Consider the following 24,212-nt stretch of genomic DNA (forward strand, 5'->3'; position numbering starts at 1 on the left):
AAACGCCCGATCACCGCATTGATGAAACCTCGGATCTCCCCGCAGTTCCGGCCAGGAAGCCATTTGCAAAGCGCGCCGGTCTGTAGACCGATACGCCCTGCGAACCTTCAAGTGTCGATAAATCCGCAGGCCATGCGCCTGGACCCAGTTGCAAAATGGGTCCAGGCTCCTTCCAGCCTCACGCCAGCTGCGGACACAGCCCCGACCGTCAGAGGTCTTTCCCCATAGGCTGATCCCAGACCCCCGCGGCTTCCTCCTTCCGAGGTTTGTCAACGCGGGCCGCCACCTCATGGCAGCCAACGTCATGCTGCGGCCCGCATCGAAAAACCTTCAGGATTGCAGACCTTCGCCGCAAGTGCGCCAATGTCGGTTTTAGCGAACCGTTCAACAAACGGTCGTTTTTGGAACTCTTTTGAATGGCAACTTCCGGCCCTTCTTGAATGTTCGATCAGCGACAAATATAGTGTAGATACCAATTTGGGAGTGAATGACGATGGACAAGCGCCACCGGTAATCCGGCTAACCGCCTTTGACGAGCGCACCGCTTCAGGTGAACGGCGCTCGAAATCCGTCTTCAATTCCCCAAAGGAAACCCTATGCCTAAACTAACTGGAAAAACCGCCCTCGTGACCGGTGCCGCACGCGGTATTGGCGCGGCCATTGCCCGTGCATTCGTGAATGAAGGTGCAGAAGTCATTGTCACCGATATCAATGTTGAAGGTGGTCAAGCGACCGCTGATGAAATCGGCGCGACCTTCGCTCGCCTCGACGTTGCTTCAGAGGCAGACTGGACTGCTATCGCGGAAAAATTTCCAACCCTTGATGTGGTTGTGAATAACGCGGGCGTCACAGGTCTGGAAGGTCCGTTCGACGGCCCACCACCCGCCCACGACCCTGAAAATGCACAGCTTGCAGACTGGCACGCTGTCCACGCCGTAAACCTTGACGGCACATTTCTCGGTTGTCGCTATGCAATTCGCGCCATGCGCGAAAAGGGCGCTGGCTCTATCATCAATATTTCGTCGCGCTCGGGGCTTGTCGGGATACCAATGGCCGTGGCCTATGCGTCATCCAAAGCCGCGATACGAAATCATACAAAAAGCGTGGCGCTGTATTGCGCGGGCCAGAGTCTGAATATCCGCTGCAATTCAATCCACCCAGCGGCGATCATGACCCCGATGTGGGAGCCAATGCTCGGCACTGGTCCTGATCGGGCGGAACGTGAGGCTGCGATGGTTGCTGATACGCCTATGCGGCGTTTTGGAGAGCCGGAAGAAGTCGCCGCGATTGCTGTCCTGTTGGCCTCTGATGATGCCGCCTACATGACCGGAGCAGAACTCACGGTTGATGGAGGTATCCTTGCGGGATCGGCGGCTACACCCGGTAGCTGAAAAACCGAGGGCGGGGAGTGTCTCATCCCTGCCCTCACGCAATTCCGGCTCCAAAAACCCTCCTCTTTGGAGCGGTAGAACAAGCGCACGAATGACCGCGTCGAGCCTTCGCGCGCTTAAGCGTTTCGTTCCTAGCTAGCTTCAGGCCGAATCTGATAGCGCATGGCAATCGCGAGGCGGTTCCAGAGGTTCATCAGGCCAATCAGCATAGTCAAATCTGCAATCTCTTTCTGGTCGAAGAGATCAACCAAAGGATCATAGGCCGTATCAGCGGCACGACTTTCACCGATCTTTGTAACGGCATCAGCCCAGCCGAGTGCCGCCCGCTCTCGCTCCGACCAGATCGCGGCTTCATCCCAGCCATTGAGCAGGATGAGCTTACGTTCTGATACACCCGCCCTGATCGCTGCTTGGCTATGCATATCGAGGCAAAAAGCGCATCCGTTGATTGGTCTTGTCACGCTTACGTTCCGGCCTCTCAACTCATTTAGGCAGCCTTTCGTTCGAAGGCCAAGGGGCTTTTGCCACCTAACGACGAATGCCGCCGCCGTGGATTATAGAACCCATTGATATATTGGAATATCGCCCCCTCGGCTTGGCGTCTGGTTTCCCAGCGGTTCCGCCAGATCAGCTCTGCCTTGATGGATTTGAAGAACGTTTCCACCATGGAATTATCGTAGCAATTTCCTTTTCCGCTCATCGATACTTTGAAGCCATGCTCCGAAAGACGCTTCTGATAGTCATGTGAACAGTATTGCGATCCGCGATCCGTATGATGAATACAGCCCTTCGGTGGTTGCCGTAGGGCCACTGCCATATCCAGCGCTCGGATCGCCAAGTCGCGTTTCATCCGGTTGCTGACAGCCCAACCAATGACGCGCCGAGAATACAGATCAAGGATGACGGCCAGATAGAGCCAGCCTTCACTCGTCCAAATATAGGATATGTCACCCGCCCATTTTTGGTTTGGACCATCCGCAGAGAAATTCTGATCCAGTAGATTGGGCGCAATGTTGAACGTGTGGTTGCTGTCAGTCGTAGCCTTGTATTTCTGGGATCTGATGATCTTGATATCGTTCTCACGCATCAAACGACCTACGCGTCGGTGCCCGACCTGCAGTCCCAACTCCTGCAGCTCTTCGGTCATACGGGGGCGGCCATAGGTTTGCAGGCTGAGACGGTGTTGTTCACGGATATGGGCCAGGATCACCATATCATCGCGCTGCCTGCGGCTCATTGGGCGGCTTCGCCATGCACGAAACCCCCGCGATGTGACCTGCATGATACGGCAGAGAAATTTCACAGGCCAAACTTCTTTCCAGGCATCGACGAAAGCAAACCTCATCGGCTTTGGCCCGCAAAGAAGATTGCCGCCTTTTTTAACACTTCCCTCTCCTCGCGCAGCAGCCGGACTTCCTTGCGAAGGCGTGCATTCTCCTTTTCGACGTCCTCGTGAGGACCCGACATCAGATCGTCATGCTGATGCTTCTGAACCCACTTGTTCAAAGTCGAAAGACCCACGCCCAAATCTGATGCAACTTGGGGTCGTGTTAGGCCGCTTGTAACCGCAATGCGCACTGCATCACGCCGAAACTCGTCTGTGTATCTCGTTGCCATTCTTAATCTCCTTCATAGCAAGCATTGCTCGAAAGAGACCGGAACTAAACCGTGGCAAGACCAGATCTGCGAAACGCGAACCTTAACTAATTCGATCAAGGGCTTGCCAAGAGACGACCCGTAGAGATTCTGGTCTACGGCAGCGATAGCTTTGTAGGTCTCGGGTGAAACCTCTTGCGGCGAGATACGGCCTGTTTCGGTCAATGTTATGCTCCTTGAAGTTTTTCCCATGTAGCCTAAAGGGCGAACGACGTCAAAGACGGCTTCGTCCGCATAACGTATCTTGGGACGGCGCAGCAAACGCTTGTTTTTGGAAGGATAGGACTAACGTGGTCAATGTCAGCAGTGAGCCCTTAGCTGCCCGTCGGTGATCCCCACAATATCGTCATTCGGAAAACGCCTGAAAGTACCGGTTGACAGCTAAGGAATCCAGTTGTACCGATTGGTAAAGAGTTGTACTGAACGGTAAAACATTTAGGCCTTCAGCGAAAAAATTGCTGGCAGCTTCGAACATTCCTAACCGCTCTTTTTGCAAGTCCTCACGACCTGGTTTTTGCCAGCATCACTTACACTGTAAAAGGAAATGACATGTCCCGTCCCCCGATGCCCCCCTTCAGCTATGAAACGGCGGTCGAGAAGGTTCGCTTAGCCGAAGATGGCTGGAACACGCGCAATGCGGCCAAGGTCGCTCTCGCATACACTGTCGATACGCACTGGCGTAACCGAGCCGAGTTCGCAACTAACCGACAAGAGGCTCAAGCATTTTTGGAGCGCAAGTGGAATAAAGAGCACGAATACCGTCTCATTAAGGAACTGTGGGCGTTCACCGGCAACCGTATTGCAGTTCGCTATGCCTACGAATATCGTGATGACAGCGGGCAGTGGTTTCGTGCATACGGAAACGAAAACTGGCTTTTTGCTGATAACGGATTAATGTCGAACCGCCATGCCAGCATTAACGAAATGCCGATCACCGAGGCGGAGCGTCTGTTTCACTGGCCTATTGGGCGGCGCCCGGATGGCCATGCCTCATTGAGCGATCTGGGCCTGTGAGTTCCAAACGCGTCCTCACTGATCGCGTCAGCGCGGTGCCAGCGTTGGCGGAGACTTTTCGCGAGTATGGTTTCGAGGGCGCTAGCTTGGCCACGCTGACGAAGGCAACCGGCCTCGGCAAAGGCAGCCTCTACAACTTCTTTCCAGGCGGGAAGGAAGAAATGATGGAGGCCGTCCTTGCCGACATCGACCATTGGTTCACCGAAAAGATCTTCTTGCCATTGGAGCAGGTCCAAGATCCCGCAGAGGCGATCTCGTCCATGATCGATGACGTAACAGCCTATTTCCGATCCGGCAGGCGGGTATGCCTTGTTGGTTGTCTGGGACTGAACGCCTCCGGTGCTGCGTTTGCCATTACGACGAGGAAATACTTTGCGCGGTGGATTTCAGCGCTGTCTCATTGCCTCGAAGTCGGGAATGTTTCCCCTGATCTTGCAAGGCAGCTCGCTGAAGAAGCAGTGTCCGGCATACAGGGAGCGATCGTATTGGCACGAGCCTTGGATGACGACACAGTTTTCCACCGCGTTCTTTGCAGGCAGCACTCGACTTTGATGGAAACAATAACTTCTTAAGACGGAAGCCATGCGCGTCGAAAGCAGAATGGCGGTTCGCGCGGGTGCTGCGTTAGAGTGAATGTCCCGCACACCGGACCTTAGGGCTGTGCCAAAAACGGCGGTTTTTGGCACTCATTCAAATGCAACAAGACTGCTTAAAGTGTTGAAACTGAGCCATCACAGTTCAAAGAGATTTTGCGGATCGCCAAATGTCCTGAGTGATTTGTGTTGCTGATTTTGCTTGAGCCATTCCGGCACTTTGCCCCGCCCATGCTTGCATGCTGTCTATTTTATTTTCCTTCGTAGCTGCTGACCGCATGATCTGGGTGAGTCCGCGCTGAACTGGATAAGGTGCCGGTTTTGGCGAGTCTGCCGGTAATCCCCCCCGAAAGTAAGGGGCTGCGGAAGTAGAATTTTCTCGGCAAGATGAACGAGGAGATTTTGAATGAAAATGACCAGATATAGCGAACCCCAGATCCTTGCGATCCTGCGCCAAGCCGAAGGTGGTGTGCCGGTGGCCGAGCTTTGCCGTGAACATGGCATGAGCAATGCGTCGTTTTACAAATGGCGTGCGAAGTATGGTGGCATGGATGCATCCATGGTCAGCCAGATGAAAGCCATGGAGGAAGAGAACCGCAGGCTGAAGCGGATGTATGCAGATCTGAGCATGCAGGCGGACTTATTGAAGGAAGCCCTCGGAAAAAAGTAACGGGGCCATCTCAGCGCCGCGAGATGGCCGAAACGGCGGTAGAGCGACGGGGCGTCAGCATCGCGCTGGCGTGCCGGGCCTTCGAGGTCAGCGAGACCTGCTATCGTTACAGCCCGAAGCTGAAAGACGAGAACGAGGTGATCGCCGATCTGCTGACAGGGCTGACGGATGCGCGCAAGACTTGGGGATTTGGCCTGTGTTTCCTGCATTTGCGCAACGTGAAGGGGCATCCGTGGAACCACAAGCGGGTCTACCGGATCTACTGTGAGCTGGAACTGAACCTGCGCATCAAGCCGCGCAAGCGGCTGAAACGGGAGAAGCCTGACGTTCTGGCGGTCCCGAACAGACCGAATGTGACCTGGTCCATGGACTTCATGGCGGATCGCCTCGGCGACGGCAGGGCTTTTCGGCTTTTGAATGTGTTGGACGACTTCAACCGCGAAGGGCTGGGGATCGAGGTTGATTTCTCGCTCCCTGCCGAACGGGTCATCCGCAGCCTTGATCGCATTATCGAATGGCGCGGAAAACCGGGCACGATCAGGGTCGACAATGGGCCGGAATATATCAGCGAAACACTGAGAAAATGGGCTGAGAAACATAGTGTTACGATCCAGCACATCCAACCCGGACAGCCCCAGCAGAACGCCTATGTCGAGCGCTACAACCGGACGGTTCGGCATGAATGGCTGGATCAATACATCATCGAAAGCATCGAGGAGGCTCAGGATCAGGCCACACAATGGCTCTGGACATATAACAACGACCGCCCGAACATGGGCATCGGCGGCATCACACCCGCTATGAAACTGAAAATGGCCGCGTAAGTTCTACAGATGCACCCCGTTAAAAAGGGGGCGATTACCCTATGAGTGAATCTGGTGTCCGGGTGATTTGAATGACGGCGGTGCATCTGGTTGGATTGGTGTTGCAACACATCCAGCCAACCATTCGAGGACGCACCACCATGGACGACACTACCATCATCAATTTCACCGGTCGAGATACGATCACTGACCCGCTGACAGATCTCTTGCGCAAAGGCGCTCGGGAATTGCTGCAGGCTGCTATTGAAGCCGAACGTGACGCCTTTCTCGCCGAGTTTTCCGAACGACGCACAGCGGACGGACGCGCCGCCGTGGTCGGCAGTGGGTATCATCCGGAACGGGCCGTACAAACCGGGATCGGTCCCGTGACCGTCAAAGTGCCAAAGGTCCGGGCCAAGGACGGCAAACCGGTCACGTTCCGCTCTGCACTTGTTCCGCCCTACGTGCGCAAAGCCAGGTCCATCGAGGCGGCGTTGCCCTGGTTGTACTTGAAGGGGATTTCTTCGGGCGAAATGGACGCCGCGCTCAAAGTACTCCTTGGCCCTGAGGCTACCGGCTTTTCCGCGAAGACGATCTCCCGCCTGAAGGGGCAATGGGCAGAGGAATACAATGACTGGCGTAAAGCCGATCTGAGCCGCGATGAATGGGTCTACATCTGGGCAGACGGCATCTGTCGCACCAAAGGTGCGCCTCCGGCGCAACGGTTTGCGCGGGACAGATGATCGGCTCTGCGTACTCGTTGTAATCGGCGTCAACGCCCGTGGTGAGAAGCATTTCCTCGCCATTGAAGATGGCGTAAGGGAAAGCACCTAGAGCTGGCGCGAAGTGCTTCTCGGCCTGAAAAGTCGTGGGCTTTCCACCCCGAAACTCGCCATCGGCGACGGCGCAATGGGCTTCTGGGTCGCCTTGGAGGAGACCCACCCATGCACCCGTCAGCAACGCTGCTGGGTTCACAAGTCCGCCAATGTGCTGAACTACCTGCCCAAGCGGACCCAGCCCAAGGCCCGAAAGATGCTACATGACATTTGGCAGGCGGAAACCCGTGAGGATGCGCATGCATCATTCGATTTATTCATTGAAACTTTCGACGCAAAATACCCAAAGGCCACCGAATGCCTGATGCGGGATCGTGACGAGCTGTTGGCTTTTTATGACTTCCCCGCCCAACATTGGCAGAGCATCCGCACATCGAACCCGATCGAAAGCGCCTTCGCCACAATCCGGCACCGAACAAAACGTACCAAGGGCTGCCTCAGCAGAGACGGCATGTTGCATATGATGTTCAAGCTCGGTCAAAGCGCCGAGAAAAGCTGGCGCAAGCTGCGCGGCTTTGCCTATCTCGCCGACGTCATACAAGGCGTCGATTTCGTAAACGGCATCAAGCCATCAAACCAGGATCAGGCCGCCGCATGAAAAATCCGTGGACACCAGATTTGACAATAGCTCCCTCAGAACAGAGGGTAGCCCAATTACGCATGCTCTGAGCCATGCAGACCTATCTCGAAAACGCCAGCCTGCGAAGAACGTCATCCGGTTCTACCGGATGGGCGATGCGCTCACCGGCTGGACGACCGGCTCAAGGTACTTGTCCGCGCAGGTGAACTGGCTGCCGAGTTCTATTACCAAGTGCAGCAGGCCAATCCGGAAGCAACGATCACCTTAACCGGCACTCCCTTGGCGGCGGGCGGGCGGGCTTGATGGCAAAACTGACGGGGAGCACCGCCTATGTGTTTGACAACATGTCGTTCTATCTGTCGAAGCCCTTTAAAACGAGGAGATTACCAAGTGTTTTCATGGTTGACACCCAATGATGCCTGATTACAAATATGGCATAAATGTTGATCTCACTACATGGTGGATTTTTTGTGATAAGACCTACGAAACAGTTGTTTCGTTTTTTTTTGAGGTCAGGCTTTTCACTGGCTTTGGGATGTTGTTTTATCTCGCTATCGCAGGCCGTGGCTCAAACAGCCAGCGCTCAGGAAAGCTCGTTATTGATCAATGGGCTGACTATTGATGAGTCTGGATCCTAGGTGTTTGATCCCATGGTTTGATGGTGCGATCCTTTCTCAGGAATGGAAGGAAGCATTATGGGACAAGTTCGTCACGGGAGCGCCACGACCACGCACGCCGTCAGAGCTGCAATACAGCGATCGCAAGCTTCGCTCGCGGAGCTGAGCAAGGAGCTGGGCATCAACCCCAAAACTGTAGCGAAGTGGCGCAAACGCCAGACTGTTGAAGACCTTAAGACTGGACCGAAAGAGCCTCGGTCAACGGTCTTGACCGAAGCTGAGGAGGCCACCATCGTCGCATTCAGACGGCACACCTTGTTGCCGCTGGACGATTGTCTTTATACTCTTCAACCAACGATCCCGCATCTGACGCGTTCGGCGCTGCATCGCTGCCTCCAGCGTCATGGCATCTCTCGGCTGCCTGATGTGGAGGGTGACAAGCCAAAGCGTCAGAAGTTCAAGCGCTATCCTATCGGTTTCTTCCACATAGACATCGCCGAGGTTCAGACGGCGGAGGGCAAGCTTTATCTCTTTGTGGGCATTGACCGAACAAGCAAGTTTGCCGTGACCCAACTCGTCGAGAAGGCAGACAGGAAGACCGCCTGGGAGTTCTTACAGCTCATGCTCGAAGCCGTGCCTTATCACGTCCACACCATTTTGACCGACAACGGCATCCAGTTCGCTGAGCAACCGCGCAATCGCAACACCGCATATTCAAGGCCAATGCGCTTCGACATGATCTGTGAGGCCAACGGTATCGAACATCGCCTTACCAAGCCAAACCATCCGTGGACCAACGGTCAGGTGGAGCGCATGAACCGCACGATCAAAGACGCGACGGTCAAGCGTTTCCACTACGATGACCACGACCAACTGCGCACCCATTTGGCGGACTTCATGGCAGCCTACAACTTCGCGCGCAGACTCAAGACCCTCGGTGGCCTCACACCTTACGAATACATCTGCAAAATCTGGACATCCGAGCCAGAAAGATTCATCTTAAATCCGATCCACCAGATGCCGGGACTAAACACCTAGGTTGTGCAACTTCGAAAAGATTGCTAGCTTCGTTCGGATTACTAATAGGAGAATGAAGTTGTGGAATGGCTCAATATTTTGATCTCAATATCCCCAGCGTTACAGATAATGTGCCTAAGATTTGCTATAATAGTGACTTGATTTCAGATGCCAAAGGCTAAGATAGAACTATTGAGTATATATCTTGAACAAAGTAGGATTGTGATCGTCCTTTGCTTGTTCTTTGCGGTTTCTTTTTTCCTTTCCGTGGTTGCTAAGGCGGCCGACGACACAATTTACTATAAACTCACAAATGGGCAAACGGTGATACCGTTGGAACAGTTTCGCGAATGCGATCTCTGCCCCGAAATGATTACCCTGCCGCTCGGCTCTTTCATGATGGGTGCCAAAGACGGCGAATCCCGCAATCCGTTTGATATCTATGGCAAAGATGCAAAAATGCGGCGGCGTGGACCTGATGAGATTAACATCATTCCTTTTGAACACCCCCGCCTCTCGGTTACGATGGACACTCCCTTTGCAATGGGTCGGAATGAGGTAACGAGTGCTGAATGGATGGCTTGCATTGAAGCAAAGGCTTGCACATATGTTCCCAACCACTGGGTTCTGGGGCTAAACGGGAAGAAACAGTTAGGACCGAAACACCCCGTTATCAATGTATCCTATCTTGACGCGTTGGACTATGTGGCATGGCTCAATAGCATGGTCGGTGCCGAAGTTTACCGTTTGCCAACAGAGGCGGAATGGGAATATGCCGCACGAGCCGGAACCGAAACACGGTTCGCACAGGGTGATGATTTGACTGCAAAGCAGGCGAATTTTTCGCGTGCTGGGACTGAACAGTTACGCGGCATTCCGATGCCCGAACTTGAGAACCGCCGAATTCCTGTGCCCGTCGATGATCTTGAGGCGGCGAATGTCTGGGGCTTGCGGCATATGTCTGGGAACGTAAGTGAATTGACCCAATCTTGTTGGTCAGACGAGCACCTGGGCTTACCGACAGGCAGCGCCTATCTTGCGCAATCGCAAGTTGGTTGTGAAAGACAGGTAAGCAAGGGGGGGTCATTCAGAGGCGGCATGGATCTTGCACGTCTTGCCGCCCGCACACGCCCAGAAAAAACATATCGCGATGATGATTTAGGGTTTCGTGTTCTAAGGCAATTCAAAATTGGAGAGTAGAATAATGTCAAGTCAAAGATTTGATTCGAGTAATGGGGCATTTGGCCTGTATGATAACTTTCCACATTCTGATTTAACTGCTTTATTGCCTAGGGTCAGGACTTCGGTAACGGGGACGTCTCAGTCAAGTGCTTTTTGACATACGCATCCGGCCGCATAGTTGCGGATTTGATGACAGTTGTTTTCTGAGCCGTTCTGCTTTCGCCACAGCCTTCTTTTGAGATCACCCCGGGTGCATGCTTCGGTCCGTGGTCAGCGCGATGGCTACCAACATGATGCTGGTTCAAATGCAATTCCGATGTGCCCATCTCATAGGCGTGCTCGATGTTGGTCGGCAACAGTCCGGAGCACGGCATCATCGGAACCACGTCCCTAGGGGACCTCGAAGGCCTGCAGTCAGGCGCGTGACGGCAGGAAAAGCAATTTTTTAGACCGCATGGGGCACGGCAGTGTCTGATCGAAAGTCTGTGTCATCAACCCACATCCGGTGCAGGATCACCCCGATGCGCCGGGCTAACGCGACCATGGCGCGCTTACCACCTCTGCGGCGGGCGACTTGCGCTGCCCATGTTCTCAGCCAGGTCGAACGCCCGCGGTGCAACATCACGGTCGCAGCCTGACATAGCGCGCGACGCAGGTTGACATCACCTGCCTTGGTGATGCCGCCTGAGACATCGCGTTCGCCCGACTGGTTGCGTGATGGTGTCATGCCGACCCACGGGCCAACATTCTTGGAAGATGTGAACCGGGTGGGATCATCGACGGCTGATCTGTAGGTTAGCGCGACAACAGCTCCCACTCCAGGCATCGACATAAGTCGACGACAGACTGGGTCATCCTGAGCCATCTGACGGACAAGGCGTTCCAATCCCGCCAGCTCCTTTCGCAAGGATGCCCGTGCCAGAAGCATAGGGCCTGTCGCGGCCTCCAGCATCGAATTACCGTCCGCCAATTCGCGGATTCGGTGTTCATACCTGCCCCGAGAGATAGCACCAACTTTCAACCCAAAGTTCCGCAACAGCCCACGCATAGACATTTCTAGGGCGATCATACCTTGCTGGATGGCCTTTCGGGCACCGAGCACGGCACGAACTTCTTGCGCCGAGACGGATTTGCAGTGAACGGGCCGGAACCAGCCAAGGTGAAGCAGGCGCGCAATGCCCTCGGCATCCCGCCGGTCCGTCTTGATTGGCATCGCCTTCAGGGCGCCCTTCACCTGGCGCGTTTCCATCAGGACGACATCCAGCCCCGCTGCGCTCATTCCGCGATGCAACCACTGCGACAAGGGGCCAGCCTCGAGGCCGATGGCGGCAATAGTGCCCTCCTGTTCTCGGGCCCAACGCACCAATTCTTCAGGTTCACTGGCGACCTGCGCCTCTTTCATGATCTTACCATGCTCGCTGACCACGCAAATCGCAGTCTTTGTCAACGACACATCTAAGCCAACAAACAGTCTCATCTCTCAGCCCTCCATATGGATCAAATACGGGATGGTCGACAAATTGACCCTGATCTTGCAAGCGGTAACAGGCAGTGCGCGACGCAGGCCCCGTTACGGCATCTCATAACCAGAATATTACTGTTGCGGCGAGAGCGATTGCTGACAGGAAGACCTTTGGGCATCGGTCATACCGGGTTGAGACACGTCGCCAGTCTTTGAGCCTGCCGAACATCCTTTCGATGCGGTTGCGGCGTTTGTATCGGCGCTTGTCATACTTGACGGTCTTCTTGCGCGACTTGCGTCCTGGGATGCAGGGCTTTGTGCCTTTATCGACAAGGGTTTCACGGAACCAATCGGCATCATACCCTCGATCAGCGAGAAGCCATTCGGCTTTTGGCAGGCCGTTCATCAAGGCCGCAGCGCCAGTGTAATCGCTCACTTGGCCTGCGGTAAAGAACAGGCGGACCGGGCGACCGCTGGTGTCTGTAACAGCATGCAACTTTGTATTCATGCCACCCTTGGTCAAGCCGATCAGGCGTCCACGCCCCCCCTTTTCAACCGCAGGCTGGAGGCCGTACGATGTGCTTTGAGGTAGGTTGTTTGATCCCATGGTTTGATGGTGCGATCCTTTCTCAGGAATGGAAGGAAGCATTATGGGACAAGTTCGTCACGGGAGCGCCACGACCACGCACGCCGTCAGAGCTGCAATACAGCGATCGCAAGCTTCGCTCGCGGAGCTGAGCAAGGAGCTGGGCATCAACCCCAAAACTGTAGCGAAGTGGCGCAAACGCCAGACTGTTGAAGACCTTAAGACTGGACCGAAAGAGCCTCGGTCAACGGTCTTGACCGAAGCTGAGGAGGCCACCATCGTCGCATTCAGACGGCACACCTTGTTGCCGCTGGACGATTGTCTTTATGCTCTTCAACCAACGATCCCGCATCTGACGCGTTCGGCGCTGCATCGCTGCCTCCAGCGTCATGGCATCTCTCGGCTGCCTGATGTGGAGGGTGACAAGCCAAAGCGTCAGAAGTTCAAGCGCTATCCTATCGGTTTCTTCCACATAGACATCGCCGAGGTTCAGACGGCGGAGGGCAAGCTTTATCTCTTTGTGGGCATTGACCGAACAAGCAAGTTTGCCGTGACCCAACTCGTCGAGAAGGCAGACAGGAAGACCGCCTGGGAGTTCTTACAGCTCATGCTCGAAGCCGTGCCTTATCACGTCCACACCATTTTGACCGACAACGGCATCCAGTTCGCTGAGCAACCGCGCAATCGCAACACCGCATATTCAAGGCCAATGCGCTTCGACATGATCTGTGAGGCCAACGGTATCGAACATCGCCTTACCAAGCCAAACCATCCGTGGACCAACGGTCAGGTGGAGCGCATGAACCGCACGATCAAAGACGCGACGGTCAAGCGTTTCCACTACGATGACCACGACCAACTGCGCACCCATTTGGCGGACTTCATGGCAGCCTACAACTTCGCGCGCAGACTCAAGACCCTCGGTGGCCTCACACCTTACGAATACATCTGCAAAATCTGGACATCCGAGCCAGAAAGATTCATCTTAAATCCGATCCACCAGATGCCGGGACTAAACACCTAAGTCGATGAGAGGGGCCATAAATCTGGCCTTTTTGAGCGTTTTGAGAAGCACTCGATAGTTTTCACACAGTCTGGACCGTTTGTGGGAAGCCTTTGAGGGTCTGCTGTGCGGACTTTTCTGACATTCGCCGCAAGTGCGCCAATGTCGGTTTCAGCGAACCGTTCAACAAACGGTGGTTTTTGAACGGTCTGCCGTGGGGCGGCGAAGGTCCACTTCAAGCTCGATTATACCTTGCAAGAACTCGTGAGTTGAATACGTTAATCTGTCTGAAAGAACCACAACTGGGGTAACAATGGCTTACGAAATCCATATCAGACGAACGAATGATCAGCCTATCAGTTTAGAGGAATGGGTGAAGGCAGTAGATAATTCTGAAAACGTTCGGCTGGGGGATGCTGTTTCCATCGTTGTTACTAATTCCACTACGAGCGAACAGATATCCAACCCACAATTGCAAGGCGTTGCAGAGCTATACGACGTTGGAAGTCAAGTTTGGTTCCCAGCATTTAGGTGGTTTGAAGGGAGAATTACGACCCGTGCTTCCCGTGACTTTGATACTTTTCATAGTCACCAAAGATCAGTGATGCGTGCGTTAGCTTCCCAGCTTGGAGCCCAGATTGTAGGCGATGAAGGTGAGAGCTACGAATAGGCGAATGCCAGACCAAAATCCAGTTCCAAAAACCCTCGTTTTTGGCACAGGCAAAAACCACGCCGATCTACGCTGCCAAAAACCCCGTTCAAAACCCATGTGGTTGTTGGAGGTTTTTGGAAACTTTCATGATAACGGACATTCGTGCAATGCGCGGCATCGGACACAAAGGGCCGATCACGTCGCTCGACGCCATGTGCGGCAATCTTTCCTTGCGCCCGGCTGGTCGGTCCCGTTATGCTCTGTGGGTGATACACAAGACCAAACCAAGCCCAGTTTCCGACCGAAATTAACTGTTATATTTCGACAAGATACGCGCCAAAGGCTCCGGCCCCTACCGCCGCCGGAGCCAAAATCATCCAACGATTTGATGGTATTGGTAAAATCACTCTTTCAGGGGTGATTTTTGTGTGGGTGTGATACGTATCACATCCCGAACACCCGAAGCCGGGTTCCGGTCCGCCTCCTTTGAGGGGCTACCATGGGACGACAATCCAATCTTTACCGCCGCGGTGCGAGCTATGTCTGGCGCAGGCGTCTGCCTGCCCGTCTTGGCGGCACGATCTTGCAAATCAGCCTGCGCACGAATGACCCGCTGCTCGCGCGTCGGCTCGGTGCAAGCGTCACCGCCGAAAGCTATCATGTCTTTGAACATATGACCGCTCATGGCCTGTCGCGCGAGGATGCGCGGGCATGTCTGGAACGCATTATCACCGGCGAGACGCGCAATCACGCCATTTTACAGCCGGAGCCGCGCAGGCGGGCCGATACCAAGCGCCCAATCGCCACGCCTCCGGTCGATAGCACATCTGTCAACGCCTACGATCCGGCATGGTCGGCGCTGGTGGAACGGTTCGCGGCGCTCAAGGCCCAGCAGAAGATCAGCGACCAAACCATCGCCCAGATGGGCAAGGTGTTCCAGCTGTTTGCCGAAGTAACCGGCATCACCGACATCCGCAATCTGCGCCAAAACGAGCGGGCCAAAGATATTCAGATCCGACCATCAACGGATCTTCGATCCACTTCGCCACCGAGGCGCGGGTGCCTTCGGAAATCTCGAACCGCACCGGTTTTTGGGTTTTACTTTGCAGCACTGATGCCCGTTCTTTGATCTGTCCGGACGCCATGACATTGACGACTTTCATCCGGACAAGGTCACAACCGCGCAGCTTGCTGTCGATTGCCATATTGAAAAGAGCCAGATCGCGATGGTTCTCGGCCAGTTCCAGCCTGACACGGATCGCCCAGACATGTTTGGGTTTCAACGGTCGTTTCTGACCAACGATGCGACCCTTATTCCAAGCGGGGCGAAGTGCGCGAATGGCAGGTAAATTTGGTGTTTGCATGACAGTTCCTCCGATCCGCCATGCCCTCCCACATCGACAACCCGACGTTGACACTGCATCATATCATGAAATGCTGCGCTGCATCCGAGGTCGGCTCCGAGCCCAGACACACCGATGCCGCGTTGTGCGCTAACGGCCGCTATCAGGGGCCCCAAAAAAAACCTTCAACAACTGACTGGGTTTTGAAAGGGGTTTTTGACAGCCTGAGTTGGGGGTGGTTTGCGGGTGTGTCAAAACGAGGGTTTGTTGACCGTTTCTGCAACAGCACTCATCTTCGAAAGTAAAACGGGCAGCCGAAGCCGCCCGTGTCTTCTCAAGAATCATGATCGCTAAGTCAGGCCGCTTTACGTTTGCGCATGAACGCCAACCCACCAAGACCCGCGAACAGCAGCAAGGAAGACGCCGGAAGTGGGACAGGTGAAGGCGCGGTTCCAAGAACTTCGAGGCGAGCACTTGAGATTGTGATCGACGGATTGTTAGGGCCGAAACCGAAAGAAGCAGCGCTATTCTCGGCCAGCCAGACCGTGAAAATTCCCGAGCTAACGGATTGTGCGAATGCATTGACGCTACCGCCGTCGGTGGATGCGTCAATGTCGAACGACAAAAATCCATCACCGGAGATGGCGGCGAAATAGTCGTCTACGGCATTGGCTGTTCCGGAACCAGGCATCCCGCCTTGAACACGGATCTCCCAATCTTCGGTATCACCCCATCCGCTCTCGTTTCTGGCACCGCTGACGTTAAGTGTCAGGCGGAAGCTGTCGATGACAGAACCAGCAGCAATGCCACTGCCGTAGGCAAACGATTCATTGAAGTCGTTGTTATTATCAAAGAACGTCGTGCTGCCGCTAATGCTGCTAGGCGTCAGCGTCATGTCAGAAAGCGTCGCGGCGGAAGCTACGGAAGCAGTTACTGCCAAGCCCCCGGCCAATATAAATGTCGTCAGCTTCATAAATATCTCCTGTAATAATTTAATCTATAATTAAACTAAGATAATACAGTAAAACAACCCGATCAAGCCTCAAGCGTGAGTGCTGTCAAATTCATGTGCATTTTTATTCTATAGATAATTCTGCAGAGTCACCTTCGCTTAGCTATTCCAACTAAACGCCATCGAGCAGGCCCGTGCATTTTCAATAGCAACGATGAGGCGAAGAGTATCGACGTTAGATCAAAACCATAACTCTAATTTCGGATCGAGCTAAGTATCTACACCACACGCTCCAAAAATAGCTGTTTTTGAATTGGTAAAATTGCGGTCGATCTGATACCATTTTTCACGAGATCCGCCGTTGGCGCAGTCGTTGCGAATGGGCGCTCTGTCCGCACACGCGACCTTTACCTTCTACTCGGCGACATTTGGGGGCCGAGCGCAGCGAACGGCAAGAACGAGCCCAAAGTGCCGACACTCACTTGCAACGAGAGTGTCGGATTCCAGCTCAAGAGTATGCACCGTTAGAGTATGTCAGCTCATAGCTGTGACTGTAGAGTTCAAAGACGATCCCAAAGGGGTCTTCGACGTAAACCATGCGATATGGTTTCTCATCGGGAAAATATTCGCGAACGGGCATGCGTTGCTTGCCGCCAGCCGCGACGATTTTTGCCAGTAGATCCTCAAGATTCGGATCCTGAATAGCAAAGTGAAACGTGCCGTGTTGTCTGAAGTTAAGGTTATCATCCGGTGCCTTATGCCCTTCAAATTCGAACAGCTCAAACCCGATACGATCAGCCGTTGCTAAGTGCGCGATGCGCATGCGCCCCCAACCTTTGCCAAAAACATCTGAACACATCTGGCCAATGTCGCTGTCGTCTTCGATAATGACCGTAGGTTCCATGATGACATAAAAGCCAAGAACGTCGCCGTAGAATTTTATCGCCTGGTCCAAATCTGGAACAGACAAACCGATATGAGAGAATGAGCGTGGTGTCGGTTGCATGGTCTTTCCTTTCAAGAGTGTTGAAAGAGAATTAGATGGACTGAACCCGAATTAAAAATTATCATTTTGCATGATGTTCATAATTTTATGAGGCGCCCATGCTAAACGCCACGTGGTTGGAGACCTTCACGACGCTGTGCGAAGTCGGACATTTTACACGGACGGCGGAGCAGTCGGGGATGACCCAGCCTGGTGTTTCGCAGCATCTGAACAAACTGGCGTCCCAAGTCGGAAAACCGCTGATATCAAAGGATGGAAAGTCCTTCACGCTCACCCCCGCTGGTGAAGCCGTGCTGGCCATCGGCCTTGCGCGACGTCAGCAAGAGCGCGACCTGCATGATACCATCAGTTTTGATGATCCAGACGTGGGTGAAATCAGCATAGGGTGTTCCGGCAGCTTTGCCATGTGGCTCTATCCGCATATTCTTGATCGGATGCATCACGCGCCAGAGCTTGTGATCAGTGTTACGGCTGCTCCACATATGAGCATCGTGACATCCGTTCTGAATGGAAAGTTTGATCTGGGGGTTGTCGCTGAACCAATCAGCCACCCCCGATTGGATGCAATTGAATTGGCCAGAGAAGAACTGTGTTTGATTGTTCCGCGATCCTTTGCCGGACAGAATTTTGATCTCCATCTGTTGAACGAGCTGAGCTTCGTCGCGCACCCAGATGGGTATGCATATGCAGACGATCTTTTTTTTCTGAACTTTCCAAAAGACTACAAAGGCTCTGATCGCTTAAGGGTAAGGACTTTCGTCAACCAGATCGGCCAGATACCAATTCCAGTTGCAGAGGGGCTTGGATACACGATATTGCCAAAATCCGGCGTGGATGCCTTTGCCAGAAAGCAGGAGTTGGCAATCATTCGACTTCCGAAACAGCGATACCAAGATCTGTGGGTAATTTCCCGCAAGGGACGAAGCGAAATCGCGCGTGTTGCTGCGCTAAGCTCTTTCATCAGCAGCGCGGCAGCAGCTTTGAGGTAACGCGTCTTGAAAAGTTGAACGCATTTGGCATCAGCAGGAACAAATACCTGACGTTCCGATTACAGAACTGAACGGCAGTTTTGTCCGCAGACCGACGTTCTGGCCGACAAAATGCTGCACGATCCACGAATGTCTCCTTCAACGGACCGCACCGCAGCATAGTTAGGTGGTGGCCAACGGCAGCAATGGGCCGAGCACGCTTCACTCGCCGGCGAACACCGCGATCATCCTGGCAGAGTAATGACAATCGCCCCACGATCCGTCGCGACAACCGTATGTTCAAACTGGACGACAGGCGCAGTCGGCTCGCTGTATAGCGTCCACCCGTCCTCACCATCTGTTGCCCAGAGGCCGCCTTTGGACAGGAATGGCTCGACAGTCAGCACCAGGCCTTTGTCAATTCTCCGCTTGTCCCCGCGCGTGGGCCACGTTGCGATTTCATCGGGATATTCGTGGAGCGATCGGCCCACACCATGACTCGCCAGGTTCTGGATCAGAGTATAGCCGCGATCCGACGCGAACTTGCCAACAGCTTTGCCAATGCCGGAGATTGGCCTGTTGCTGCCGACCTGGTTGATGCCAATTTCCATGGCACGTTTGCCATCCTTGCATAGGCGTTCCAGCGACGGTTTCACCGCTCCAATCCGAAATGTCGCGCCGTTGTCAGCGAAGAAGCCATTCTTCGACGCCGATACGTCAATATTGACCAGATCTCCGGCGCTGATGACCCGCTCGCCGGGAATGCCATGGGCGATTTCTTCGTTTACACTGATGCAAGTCGCGCCCGGAAAGTTATACACTGACTGAGGAGCCGAGACGGCCCCCTCAAGATCCAACAACGCGCGGCCAATCTCGTCGAGCTCGCTAGTGGTGATACCAGGCTCGATCGACTTGGCCATCATGTGCATCGTGTTCGCGACGATGCGGCCGATTTCTTTCAGGCCATCCAGTTCATCTTCGCGCGTGATCGTCATGGGGCGTCCTTGGAGTGATTGACATATCCAGCATTATAAATACGAGTTTCCAGAATGTCTCGCACTGCGGTCATCACCATCATTATAATGCTGCACGATGCACCAGTGGCCGCTTTGATGTAGCGGCACTGCAGCGCAGACCTCTGCTTCGAATGTCCGTTGAGGGCCGTTCGTGATATCTGACAAGCCATCGTGACCTTGCAGCCTAATCACTCGCAAGCTCGAAAGGCTCATCACGGCAAGGGCGATTAGATCGCGGCGCGTCGATGCTCTGCATTTAGGGCTTCAATCCGCAGGATCGGTCGCCTTGTGCCGCGAGCGGCTGAAATTGTTAAACAGCTCGCTTTCATCGGCTTCCCGCATCGCGATTTGGAACAGCTCATCGGGCGCCATGTTGAGCGCCCTTGCCAAGGCAATAAGCTCAATCACGTCGATCCGGCGCTGCCCGCTCTCAATATTCGCGACCGTCGCAGGCAAACACCCTAACCTAGCGGCAAGATCACGCTGGGTGATGCCGAGCGCATGACGCCCATCGACCAAGGCTTGGACCAAGGCTTTGAAGCCGGAAGTTCTAATCGTATTTGCCATGATCGCCCACTTGTCTCTTGACAGGCGATACATCAAAACTATTCTGCTCAAAAAAAATGAGCAAGATAATGGAAACAGAAATGACAGCCTCACCCCCCGCAGGTTTCTTGATAACGGCAGACGAGATCGCCCAGAACGCATGGGCCGCGTCCGTTAAGGCTTCGGTTGTCGATCCCCTTGAGGCCGAGCTTCTGTTTGGGGCCTTAAAGCATCCGTTTTTGCGCCACTTGATGGAACTCTACCTTAACGACAGCGTCACATACTTTGGGGCAAGCGTCCTCTTGCGCTGTGGTTTCGCCGACGTCGGTGAATATAAAGCCAGACAAGATTGGTGCCGTGGGCATGATTATGGCGTCATTGATCTGAACGCGAAGGGAAGGTCGTTCTTTGAAAGCCTTCAAGATCGCTGCAATGAGAAACCTTGGTTTGAAACTCTCGCCGATGGGATCACCGACTACGCCTGTCGCGACGCAGGCAATGGCATTTGTCTGGGCCGCGAGCATCTCGCGTCAGCCATCGAAAACTACGATACGGACGTTCTAAATCGGGTTTTGGAACCCTTTTCAGTAGATTACGCATTCTGGAAATTGGATCCTAAAGGTATCTTTACCGATGACGCGAGGCTTGCGACAGAAGAATTCTGGTCACCAAATTTCCAAGGCAGACGCTCGGCAAAAATCGTAGTGCCGAGTTTTGAATACGAGCGGCCATCTTGGACAGGCAATGACGCCGACTACCTGACGCCTTTATTCAACGAACATGCGGAGTCTGAATGCATGAAGTCTGAATACGGGGATGTCTGAATACGGGGATATAGAAAGTTGAATCACTGAAGCCGGATACATTCAGCGCCAATCATTCGCCGAGAAAGGTCGCCTACCCGATGCAACAAAACCTCAACATCCTGATCTGGCCGCACGCAGAAACCGCGCCCGTGCTTGCAGGAACGCTGAGCTTCGAGGCGTTCTCGGTGTCTTTTCGCTATGATCGTGCTTACCTCGGCCACCCGAAGGCGATCTCGATCTACGGCGATGATCTAAAAATGCACATGCGCGGCCTATACACGGACGACGCAAACGTCATTTTTCCGTCCCTGCGCGACGCTCTTCCGGATCGCTGGGGCCGCCGCGTCATAGCCGCCGGCCTACGCGGTGCTACAGGAAAGGCTATGCAGGAAGATGACATCGACGAGGCGACGGCAATGCTTCACACAGGGCCTGACCGCATCGGCGCGCTTGATTTCCGTCGCTCAGATCGCCCCATCTCCGATGAACAGGGTATGGCCGCACCGCTGGAAGAGCTAATGGCGCTGGCTGATCTGGTTGAGGACGGTGGCGACGTGCCGGCCGATCTTCACCATCTGATCCCGCATTGCGCCTCCGTTGGCGGCGCGCGGCCAAAGGCGTTGTTCACCGACGCCTCGGGCCGCAAGCATATCGCCAAATTCTCGGCGGCCAATGACAGCTACCCTGTTGTTCAAGGCGAGTTCATCGCCATGCGCCTTGCCAGCTTGGCGGGGATCAACGCGGCGCGCGTTGAGATGGCCACCCTTGGCGGGCGCCACGCCCTTTTGGTCGAGCGTTTTGACAGGACGGCCCTGGCAAGCGGCGGGTGGGCGAGGAAAGCCATGGTTTCCGCCCTGACGTGGACCCATGAAAACGAGCTCTCAGCACATCATATTTCCTACGCGCAACTTGCGGAAAGCATCACCGATCGCTTTGAACATGCCGCCGTCGCGCAAGAGGAGCTGTTCCAGCGGCTGGTTTTCAACATTCTTGTGGGCAATACCGATGATCATGCGCGCAACCACGCCGCTTTTTGGGATGGCGCAACACATGCGCTAACCCCTGCCTATGATATTGCCCCGCAACGCCGAACGACCCGTGAGGCAAACCAAGCGATGGTGTTGGCAAATGGGTCTCGTGCGGCGCAGCTCCGCATTGCGGCGGCTGTAGCTCCAGAATTCGGTATTTCCGCCCGTCAATTTCATCAGATTGTCGATCGGCAGGTCGGGGCAATCATCGACAACTGGACGGCAGTTTGTGATGAGGCCATGCTGTCCCGCAATAAACGCGAGACCTTTGCGGGACGACAATTTCTCAATGACTACGCATTTGAGGGCTTTGGCCCAACACCGACGCTCCCCTAAACACTGCCCACCAACACGCCGGTTCCGACCATGAAAATGCTTGTGCTTGCCGACCTTCATCTCGATGAAATCCTAAATCGCGCGTATTTGGACCATCTCGGCACAGCAATCCACGAGGCTGGGCAGGACACGGACGCGCGGATCATCGCCGGTGACGGCAACCGGATATGAGATGTTTACGCTGTCACTAACTGGACGTCATGCGCCGGGCGTCGAGGTCAATGCTTTTACCTGAGAGGTGAAATTTCATGCCTGCCAAAAACCAGCGATTTTGGCGCATCTCTGAGCTGTGCTGTGCGGACAATACGGATCTCCGCTAGGTCGACATACACCGAGGCGAACGGCCCATAGTTGCCGTTGGCCAAGTGTTGCTACGCCGCACCGCAGCTTTCGGATAGCAGATGACCTGCTCCCCTGAAAAGTCCGGTGTTTTGAGTTAGCCTGTTCTCCAAGAAGGAGACAGGCGATGAAGAGAAGCCGTTTCAGCGAAGAACAGATAATCGGGATACTGAAGGAGCATCAGGCAGGGCTTGGCGCGAAGGAGCTGTGCCGCAAGCATGGCGTGAGCGATGCGACGTTTTATAAATGGCGGTCCAAATATGGCGGCATGGAAGTGTCGGAGGCCAAGAGGCTGAAGGCACTTGAGGTTGAGAATGCCAAACTGAAGAAGCTGTTGGCTGAGCAAATGATGGATGTGTCGACGCTCAAGGATATGTTGGGAAAAAACTTTTGAGGCCCGGTTCACGCAAAAGGGCAGTGACCTGGGCCATGACAGAGAAGCAATACAATCAAAAGCGCGCCTGCCCCGAGAGTGTCCGATCTTCTGTATAACTGCGCTTTGGTCCATGCTTCCTAAGAGGAGCAAGGACGATGACAATTTCCAAGGAATTACTGGACGAACTGCTGAAGGGCTGCGAGCGGCCTGAAGATCTGCTTGGCGATGCCGGGCTGATTGAAGTGGTCCGGCAAATTCAGACAGCGTGCTAAGATGTATCCAGCATTGACGACAGGATACAGAAATGACGACGAGACGTAGTTTTTCGGACAAGTTTAAGGCCACGGTAGCGCTTGAGGCACTTCGCGGAGACAAGACGGCGCAAGAGATTGCAGCCAAGCACAAGATCCACCCAACGCAGGTGACGACATGGAAGCGTCAGGCAATTGACGGCCTGACCGGCGTGTTTTCCGACAAGGCAAAGAAGGTCGAAGACAACGAGGCCCAAGTCAAAGAGCTTCATGCCAAGATCGGGAAGCTGGCGGTGGAGAACGATTTTTTGTCACAAGGGCTGAAGCGATGAGCCCGTCTGAACGCAAGGCTATGATCAACGCTGATCGCACTGACCTGAGCCTGACGAAGCAATGTAAACTTCTGAAGATCAGCCGGTCATCGTTGTATTATGCGCCGGTCGGTGTGAATGCCGAGACCCTGAAGCTGATGAATGAAATCGATCGGGTGTTCATGAAATACCCGTTCTTTGGCAGCCGCCAGATCGCAGCCTACCTGCCGCGAAACGGGTTTCATGCTGGTCGCCACCGCGTGCGCCGCTTGATGGGCGTTATGGGGTTGCAGGCGATCTATAAGGGCCCAAACACCAGCAAGAAGCATCCCCAGCACCCGATCTATCCATACCTGCTGAGGAAACTGCCAATCACGCGCCCAAACCAAGTTTGGTGCAGCGATATCACCTATATTCCGGTCCGGCGCGGATTCCTTTATCTGGTGGCAATCATGGATTGGGCGACGCGTAAGGTGCTGGCGTGGCGGCTCTCGAATACGTTGGATGCCAGCTTTTGTGTCGAGGCTTTGAAGGAGGCCATCGCCGAATACGGCAAACCCGAGATAATGAATACCGACCAAGGATCGCAGTTCACAGGGACGGCCTGGATCACCACCCTGACCGACGCCAAGATCAAAATATCAATGGATGGCCGAGGACGTTATCTCGACAACATCTTCATCGAAAGGCTGTGGCGTTCACTGAAACAGGAGGCTGTCTACCTGCACGAATTGCAGGACGGGTTCCAAGCCAAACGCGTCATCGACGAATGGCTCGAATTCTACAACGCCGAGCGGCCGCACACCGCGCTTGATAAACGGACACCAGACGACGCATACTTTGACCCAATACAGATGAACCAAGCAGCATGA

The 24,212-nt window shown here is 54.3% G+C and carries 21 protein-coding genes and 5 pseudogenes; 17 read left to right on the forward strand and 9 right to left on the reverse strand.

Annotated elements, in window-relative coordinates; translation table 11 throughout:
- Nucleotides 1-596: 596 nt before the first annotated feature.
- Nucleotides 597-1,391: a glucose 1-dehydrogenase gene (locus EOK75_RS03975; RefSeq protein ID WP_137192681.1), complete on the forward strand. Its 795-nt coding sequence runs from the start codon at nucleotides 597-599 to the stop codon at nucleotides 1,389-1,391.
- A gap of 131 nt (nucleotides 1,392-1,522) precedes the next feature.
- On the opposite strand, the gene EOK75_RS03980 is transcribed toward EOK75_RS03975, so the two are convergent.
- Nucleotides 1,523-1,852, reverse strand: coding sequence for a carboxymuconolactone decarboxylase family protein (locus EOK75_RS03980; protein ID WP_205965478.1), 330 nt, complete (start codon nucleotides 1,850-1,852; stop codon nucleotides 1,523-1,525).
- Between the two features lie 26 nt (nucleotides 1,853-1,878).
- Nucleotides 1,879-3,008, reverse strand: a protein-coding gene (locus tag EOK75_RS03985; RefSeq protein ID WP_137192223.1) for an IS3 family transposase whose coding sequence is annotated in 2 segments (ribosomal slippage) — nucleotides 1,879-2,762 and nucleotides 2,762-3,008 — 1,131 coding nt in all. Because the reading frame shifts where the segments join, the coding sequence is not laid out codon by codon here.
- 588 nt (nucleotides 3,009-3,596) lie between these two features.
- On the opposite strand from EOK75_RS03985, the gene EOK75_RS03990 reads away from it, so the two are divergent.
- The 7 genes and pseudogenes from EOK75_RS03990 (at nucleotide 3,597) to EOK75_RS04020 (ending at nucleotide 10,377) form a co-directional block, all read left to right on the forward strand.
- The gene (locus EOK75_RS03990) at nucleotides 3,597-4,061 is read left to right on the forward strand and encodes a nuclear transport factor 2 family protein (RefSeq protein ID WP_137192683.1); all 465 of its coding nucleotides are present in this window, start codon (nucleotides 3,597-3,599) and stop codon (nucleotides 4,059-4,061) included.
- 35 nt (nucleotides 4,062-4,096) lie between these two features.
- The gene (locus EOK75_RS03995) at nucleotides 4,097-4,633 is read left to right on the forward strand and encodes a TetR/AcrR family transcriptional regulator (RefSeq protein ID WP_276612531.1); all 537 of its coding nucleotides are present in this window, start codon (nucleotides 4,097-4,099) and stop codon (nucleotides 4,631-4,633) included.
- 427 nt (nucleotides 4,634-5,060) lie between these two features.
- A protein-coding gene (locus EOK75_RS04000) for an IS3 family transposase (RefSeq protein ID WP_137192138.1) occupies nucleotides 5,061-6,148 on the forward strand; the annotation gives its coding sequence in 2 pieces (ribosomal slippage) (nucleotides 5,061-5,322 and nucleotides 5,322-6,148; 1,089 coding nt in all).
- Nucleotides 6,149-6,288: 140 nt separating this feature from the next.
- Nucleotides 6,289-7,561 (forward strand): annotated as a pseudogene (locus EOK75_RS04005) (IS256 family transposase).
- Nucleotides 7,562-7,955: 394 nt separating this feature from the next.
- Entirely contained in the window at nucleotides 7,956-8,165 is a 210-nt protein-coding gene (locus EOK75_RS04010) for a hypothetical protein (RefSeq protein WP_137192685.1), read from the forward strand.
- A gap of 73 nt (nucleotides 8,166-8,238) precedes the next feature.
- The gene (locus EOK75_RS04015; RefSeq protein ID WP_137192686.1) at nucleotides 8,239-9,198 is read left to right on the forward strand and encodes an IS481 family transposase; all 960 of its coding nucleotides are present in this window, start codon (nucleotides 8,239-8,241) and stop codon (nucleotides 9,196-9,198) included.
- A gap of 171 nt (nucleotides 9,199-9,369) precedes the next feature.
- Nucleotides 9,370-10,377 carry a formylglycine-generating enzyme family protein gene (locus EOK75_RS04020; RefSeq protein ID WP_168199140.1) on the forward strand — a complete coding sequence of 336 codons (1,008 nt, stop codon included), beginning with the start codon at nucleotides 9,370-9,372 and terminating at the stop codon, nucleotides 10,375-10,377.
- A gap of 427 nt (nucleotides 10,378-10,804) precedes the next feature.
- On the opposite strand, the gene EOK75_RS04025 is transcribed toward EOK75_RS04020, so the two are convergent.
- Together EOK75_RS04025 and EOK75_RS04030 are read right to left on the reverse strand one after the other, a co-directional pair.
- The gene (locus tag EOK75_RS04025; protein ID WP_137192688.1) at nucleotides 10,805-11,836 is read right to left on the reverse strand and encodes an IS110 family RNA-guided transposase; all 1,032 of its coding nucleotides are present in this window, start codon (nucleotides 11,834-11,836) and stop codon (nucleotides 10,805-10,807) included.
- 103 nt (nucleotides 11,837-11,939) lie between these two features.
- Nucleotides 11,940-12,415 (reverse strand): annotated as a pseudogene (locus EOK75_RS04030) (IS5 family transposase); the annotation flags it as partial.
- 56 nt (nucleotides 12,416-12,471) lie between these two features.
- Here EOK75_RS04030 and EOK75_RS04035 point away from each other — a divergent pair.
- The 3 genes and pseudogenes from EOK75_RS04035 to EOK75_RS21645 all read left to right on the forward strand — a co-directional run.
- Complete coding sequence (locus EOK75_RS04035) at nucleotides 12,472-13,431, forward strand: IS481 family transposase (protein WP_137192689.1); 960 nt, start codon at nucleotides 12,472-12,474, stop codon at nucleotides 13,429-13,431.
- 292 nt (nucleotides 13,432-13,723) lie between these two features.
- On the forward strand, nucleotides 13,724-14,080 hold the full coding sequence (locus EOK75_RS04040; protein WP_137192690.1) for a hypothetical protein: 357 nt from the start codon (nucleotides 13,724-13,726) through the stop codon (nucleotides 14,078-14,080).
- Between the two features lie 481 nt (nucleotides 14,081-14,561).
- A pseudogene (locus EOK75_RS21645) lies at nucleotides 14,562-14,729 on the forward strand (DUF6538 domain-containing protein); the annotation flags it as partial.
- 319 nt (nucleotides 14,730-15,048) lie between these two features.
- Here the strand turns inward: EOK75_RS21645 and EOK75_RS21240 are convergent.
- The 3 genes and pseudogenes from EOK75_RS21240 to EOK75_RS04060 form a co-directional block, all read right to left on the reverse strand.
- Nucleotides 15,049-15,426: pseudogene (locus tag EOK75_RS21240) on the reverse strand (site-specific integrase); the annotation flags it as partial.
- Between the two features lie 334 nt (nucleotides 15,427-15,760).
- Nucleotides 15,761-16,378, reverse strand: a complete 618-nt coding sequence (locus EOK75_RS04055) for a VPLPA-CTERM sorting domain-containing protein (protein WP_137192692.1) — start codon at nucleotides 16,376-16,378, stop codon at nucleotides 15,761-15,763.
- 487 nt (nucleotides 16,379-16,865) lie between these two features.
- On the reverse strand, nucleotides 16,866-17,363 hold the full coding sequence (locus EOK75_RS04060; protein WP_137192693.1) for a lactoylglutathione lyase family protein: 498 nt from the start codon (nucleotides 17,361-17,363) through the stop codon (nucleotides 16,866-16,868).
- A gap of 98 nt (nucleotides 17,364-17,461) precedes the next feature.
- Here EOK75_RS04060 and EOK75_RS04065 point away from each other — a divergent pair, with 98 nt between their 5' ends.
- On the forward strand, nucleotides 17,462-18,352 hold the full coding sequence (locus EOK75_RS04065) for a LysR family transcriptional regulator (protein WP_137192694.1): 891 nt from the start codon (nucleotides 17,462-17,464) through the stop codon (nucleotides 18,350-18,352).
- Nucleotides 18,353-18,576: 224 nt separating this feature from the next.
- Here the strand turns inward: EOK75_RS04065 and map are convergent, their stop codons facing one another.
- Nucleotides 18,577-19,326 carry a type I methionyl aminopeptidase gene (gene map / locus EOK75_RS04070; protein ID WP_137192695.1) on the reverse strand — a complete coding sequence of 250 codons (750 nt, stop codon included), beginning with the start codon at nucleotides 19,324-19,326 and terminating at the stop codon, nucleotides 18,577-18,579.
- Nucleotides 19,327-19,611: 285 nt separating this feature from the next.
- On the reverse strand, nucleotides 19,612-19,914 hold the full coding sequence (locus tag EOK75_RS04075; protein WP_137192696.1) for a helix-turn-helix domain-containing protein: 303 nt from the start codon (nucleotides 19,912-19,914) through the stop codon (nucleotides 19,612-19,614).
- Nucleotides 19,915-19,982: 68 nt separating this feature from the next.
- Between EOK75_RS04075 and EOK75_RS04080 the strand changes: the two genes are divergently transcribed.
- From EOK75_RS04080 to EOK75_RS04095, 5 genes and pseudogenes are all read left to right on the forward strand, one after another.
- Entirely contained in the window at nucleotides 19,983-20,717 is a 735-nt protein-coding gene (locus EOK75_RS04080; RefSeq protein WP_137192697.1) for a hypothetical protein, read from the forward strand.
- A gap of 80 nt (nucleotides 20,718-20,797) precedes the next feature.
- Nucleotides 20,798-22,063 carry a type II toxin-antitoxin system HipA family toxin gene (locus EOK75_RS04085; protein WP_137192698.1) on the forward strand — a complete coding sequence of 422 codons (1,266 nt, stop codon included), beginning with the start codon at nucleotides 20,798-20,800 and terminating at the stop codon, nucleotides 22,061-22,063.
- Between the two features lie 30 nt (nucleotides 22,064-22,093).
- Entirely contained in the window at nucleotides 22,094-22,234 is a 141-nt protein-coding gene (locus EOK75_RS20740) for a hypothetical protein (RefSeq protein WP_168199141.1), read from the forward strand.
- Nucleotides 22,235-22,529: 295 nt separating this feature from the next.
- Nucleotides 22,530-22,867: pseudogene (locus EOK75_RS04090) on the forward strand (transposase); the annotation flags it as partial.
- Nucleotides 22,868-23,082: 215 nt separating this feature from the next.
- A protein-coding gene (locus EOK75_RS04095) for an IS3 family transposase (RefSeq protein ID WP_420821918.1) occupies nucleotides 23,083-24,212 on the forward strand; the annotation gives its coding sequence in 2 pieces (ribosomal slippage) (nucleotides 23,083-23,356 and nucleotides 23,356-24,212; 1,131 coding nt in all).

This window comes from Pseudorhodobacter turbinis, from assembly GCF_005234135.1.
GTDB lineage: Bacteria > Pseudomonadota > Alphaproteobacteria > Rhodobacterales > Rhodobacteraceae > Pseudorhodobacter > Pseudorhodobacter turbinis.

Coding starts and splice junctions, on each gene's coding strand:
- EOK75_RS03975 (WP_137192681.1), top strand. CDS start 597: ATGCCTAAACTAACTGGAAAAACCGCCCTCGTGACCGGTGCCGCACGC.
- EOK75_RS03990 (WP_137192683.1), top strand. CDS start 3,597: ATGTCCCGTCCCCCGATGCCCCCCTTCAGCTATGAAACGGCGGTCGAG.
- EOK75_RS04010 (WP_137192685.1), top strand. CDS start 7,956: ATGATGCCTGATTACAAATATGGCATAAATGTTGATCTCACTACATGG.
- EOK75_RS04015 (WP_137192686.1), top strand. CDS start 8,239: ATGGGACAAGTTCGTCACGGGAGCGCCACGACCACGCACGCCGTCAGA.
- EOK75_RS04025 (WP_137192688.1), bottom strand. CDS start 11,836: ATGAGACTGTTTGTTGGCTTAGATGTGTCGTTGACAAAGACTGCGATT.
- EOK75_RS04035 (WP_137192689.1), top strand. CDS start 12,472: ATGGGACAAGTTCGTCACGGGAGCGCCACGACCACGCACGCCGTCAGA.
- EOK75_RS04040 (WP_137192690.1), top strand. CDS start 13,724: ATGGCTTACGAAATCCATATCAGACGAACGAATGATCAGCCTATCAGT.
- EOK75_RS04055 (WP_137192692.1), bottom strand. CDS start 16,378: ATGAAGCTGACGACATTTATATTGGCCGGGGGCTTGGCAGTAACTGCT.
- EOK75_RS04060 (WP_137192693.1), bottom strand. CDS start 17,363: ATGCAACCGACACCACGCTCATTCTCTCATATCGGTTTGTCTGTTCCA.
- EOK75_RS04065 (WP_137192694.1), top strand. CDS start 17,462: ATGCTAAACGCCACGTGGTTGGAGACCTTCACGACGCTGTGCGAAGTC.
- map (WP_137192695.1), bottom strand. CDS start 19,326: ATGACGATCACGCGCGAAGATGAACTGGATGGCCTGAAAGAAATCGGC.
- EOK75_RS04075 (WP_137192696.1), bottom strand. CDS start 19,914: ATGGCAAATACGATTAGAACTTCCGGCTTCAAAGCCTTGGTCCAAGCC.
- EOK75_RS04080 (WP_137192697.1), top strand. CDS start 19,983: ATGGAAACAGAAATGACAGCCTCACCCCCCGCAGGTTTCTTGATAACG.
- EOK75_RS04085 (WP_137192698.1), top strand. CDS start 20,798: ATGCAACAAAACCTCAACATCCTGATCTGGCCGCACGCAGAAACCGCG.
- EOK75_RS20740 (WP_168199141.1), top strand. CDS start 22,094: ATGAAAATGCTTGTGCTTGCCGACCTTCATCTCGATGAAATCCTAAAT.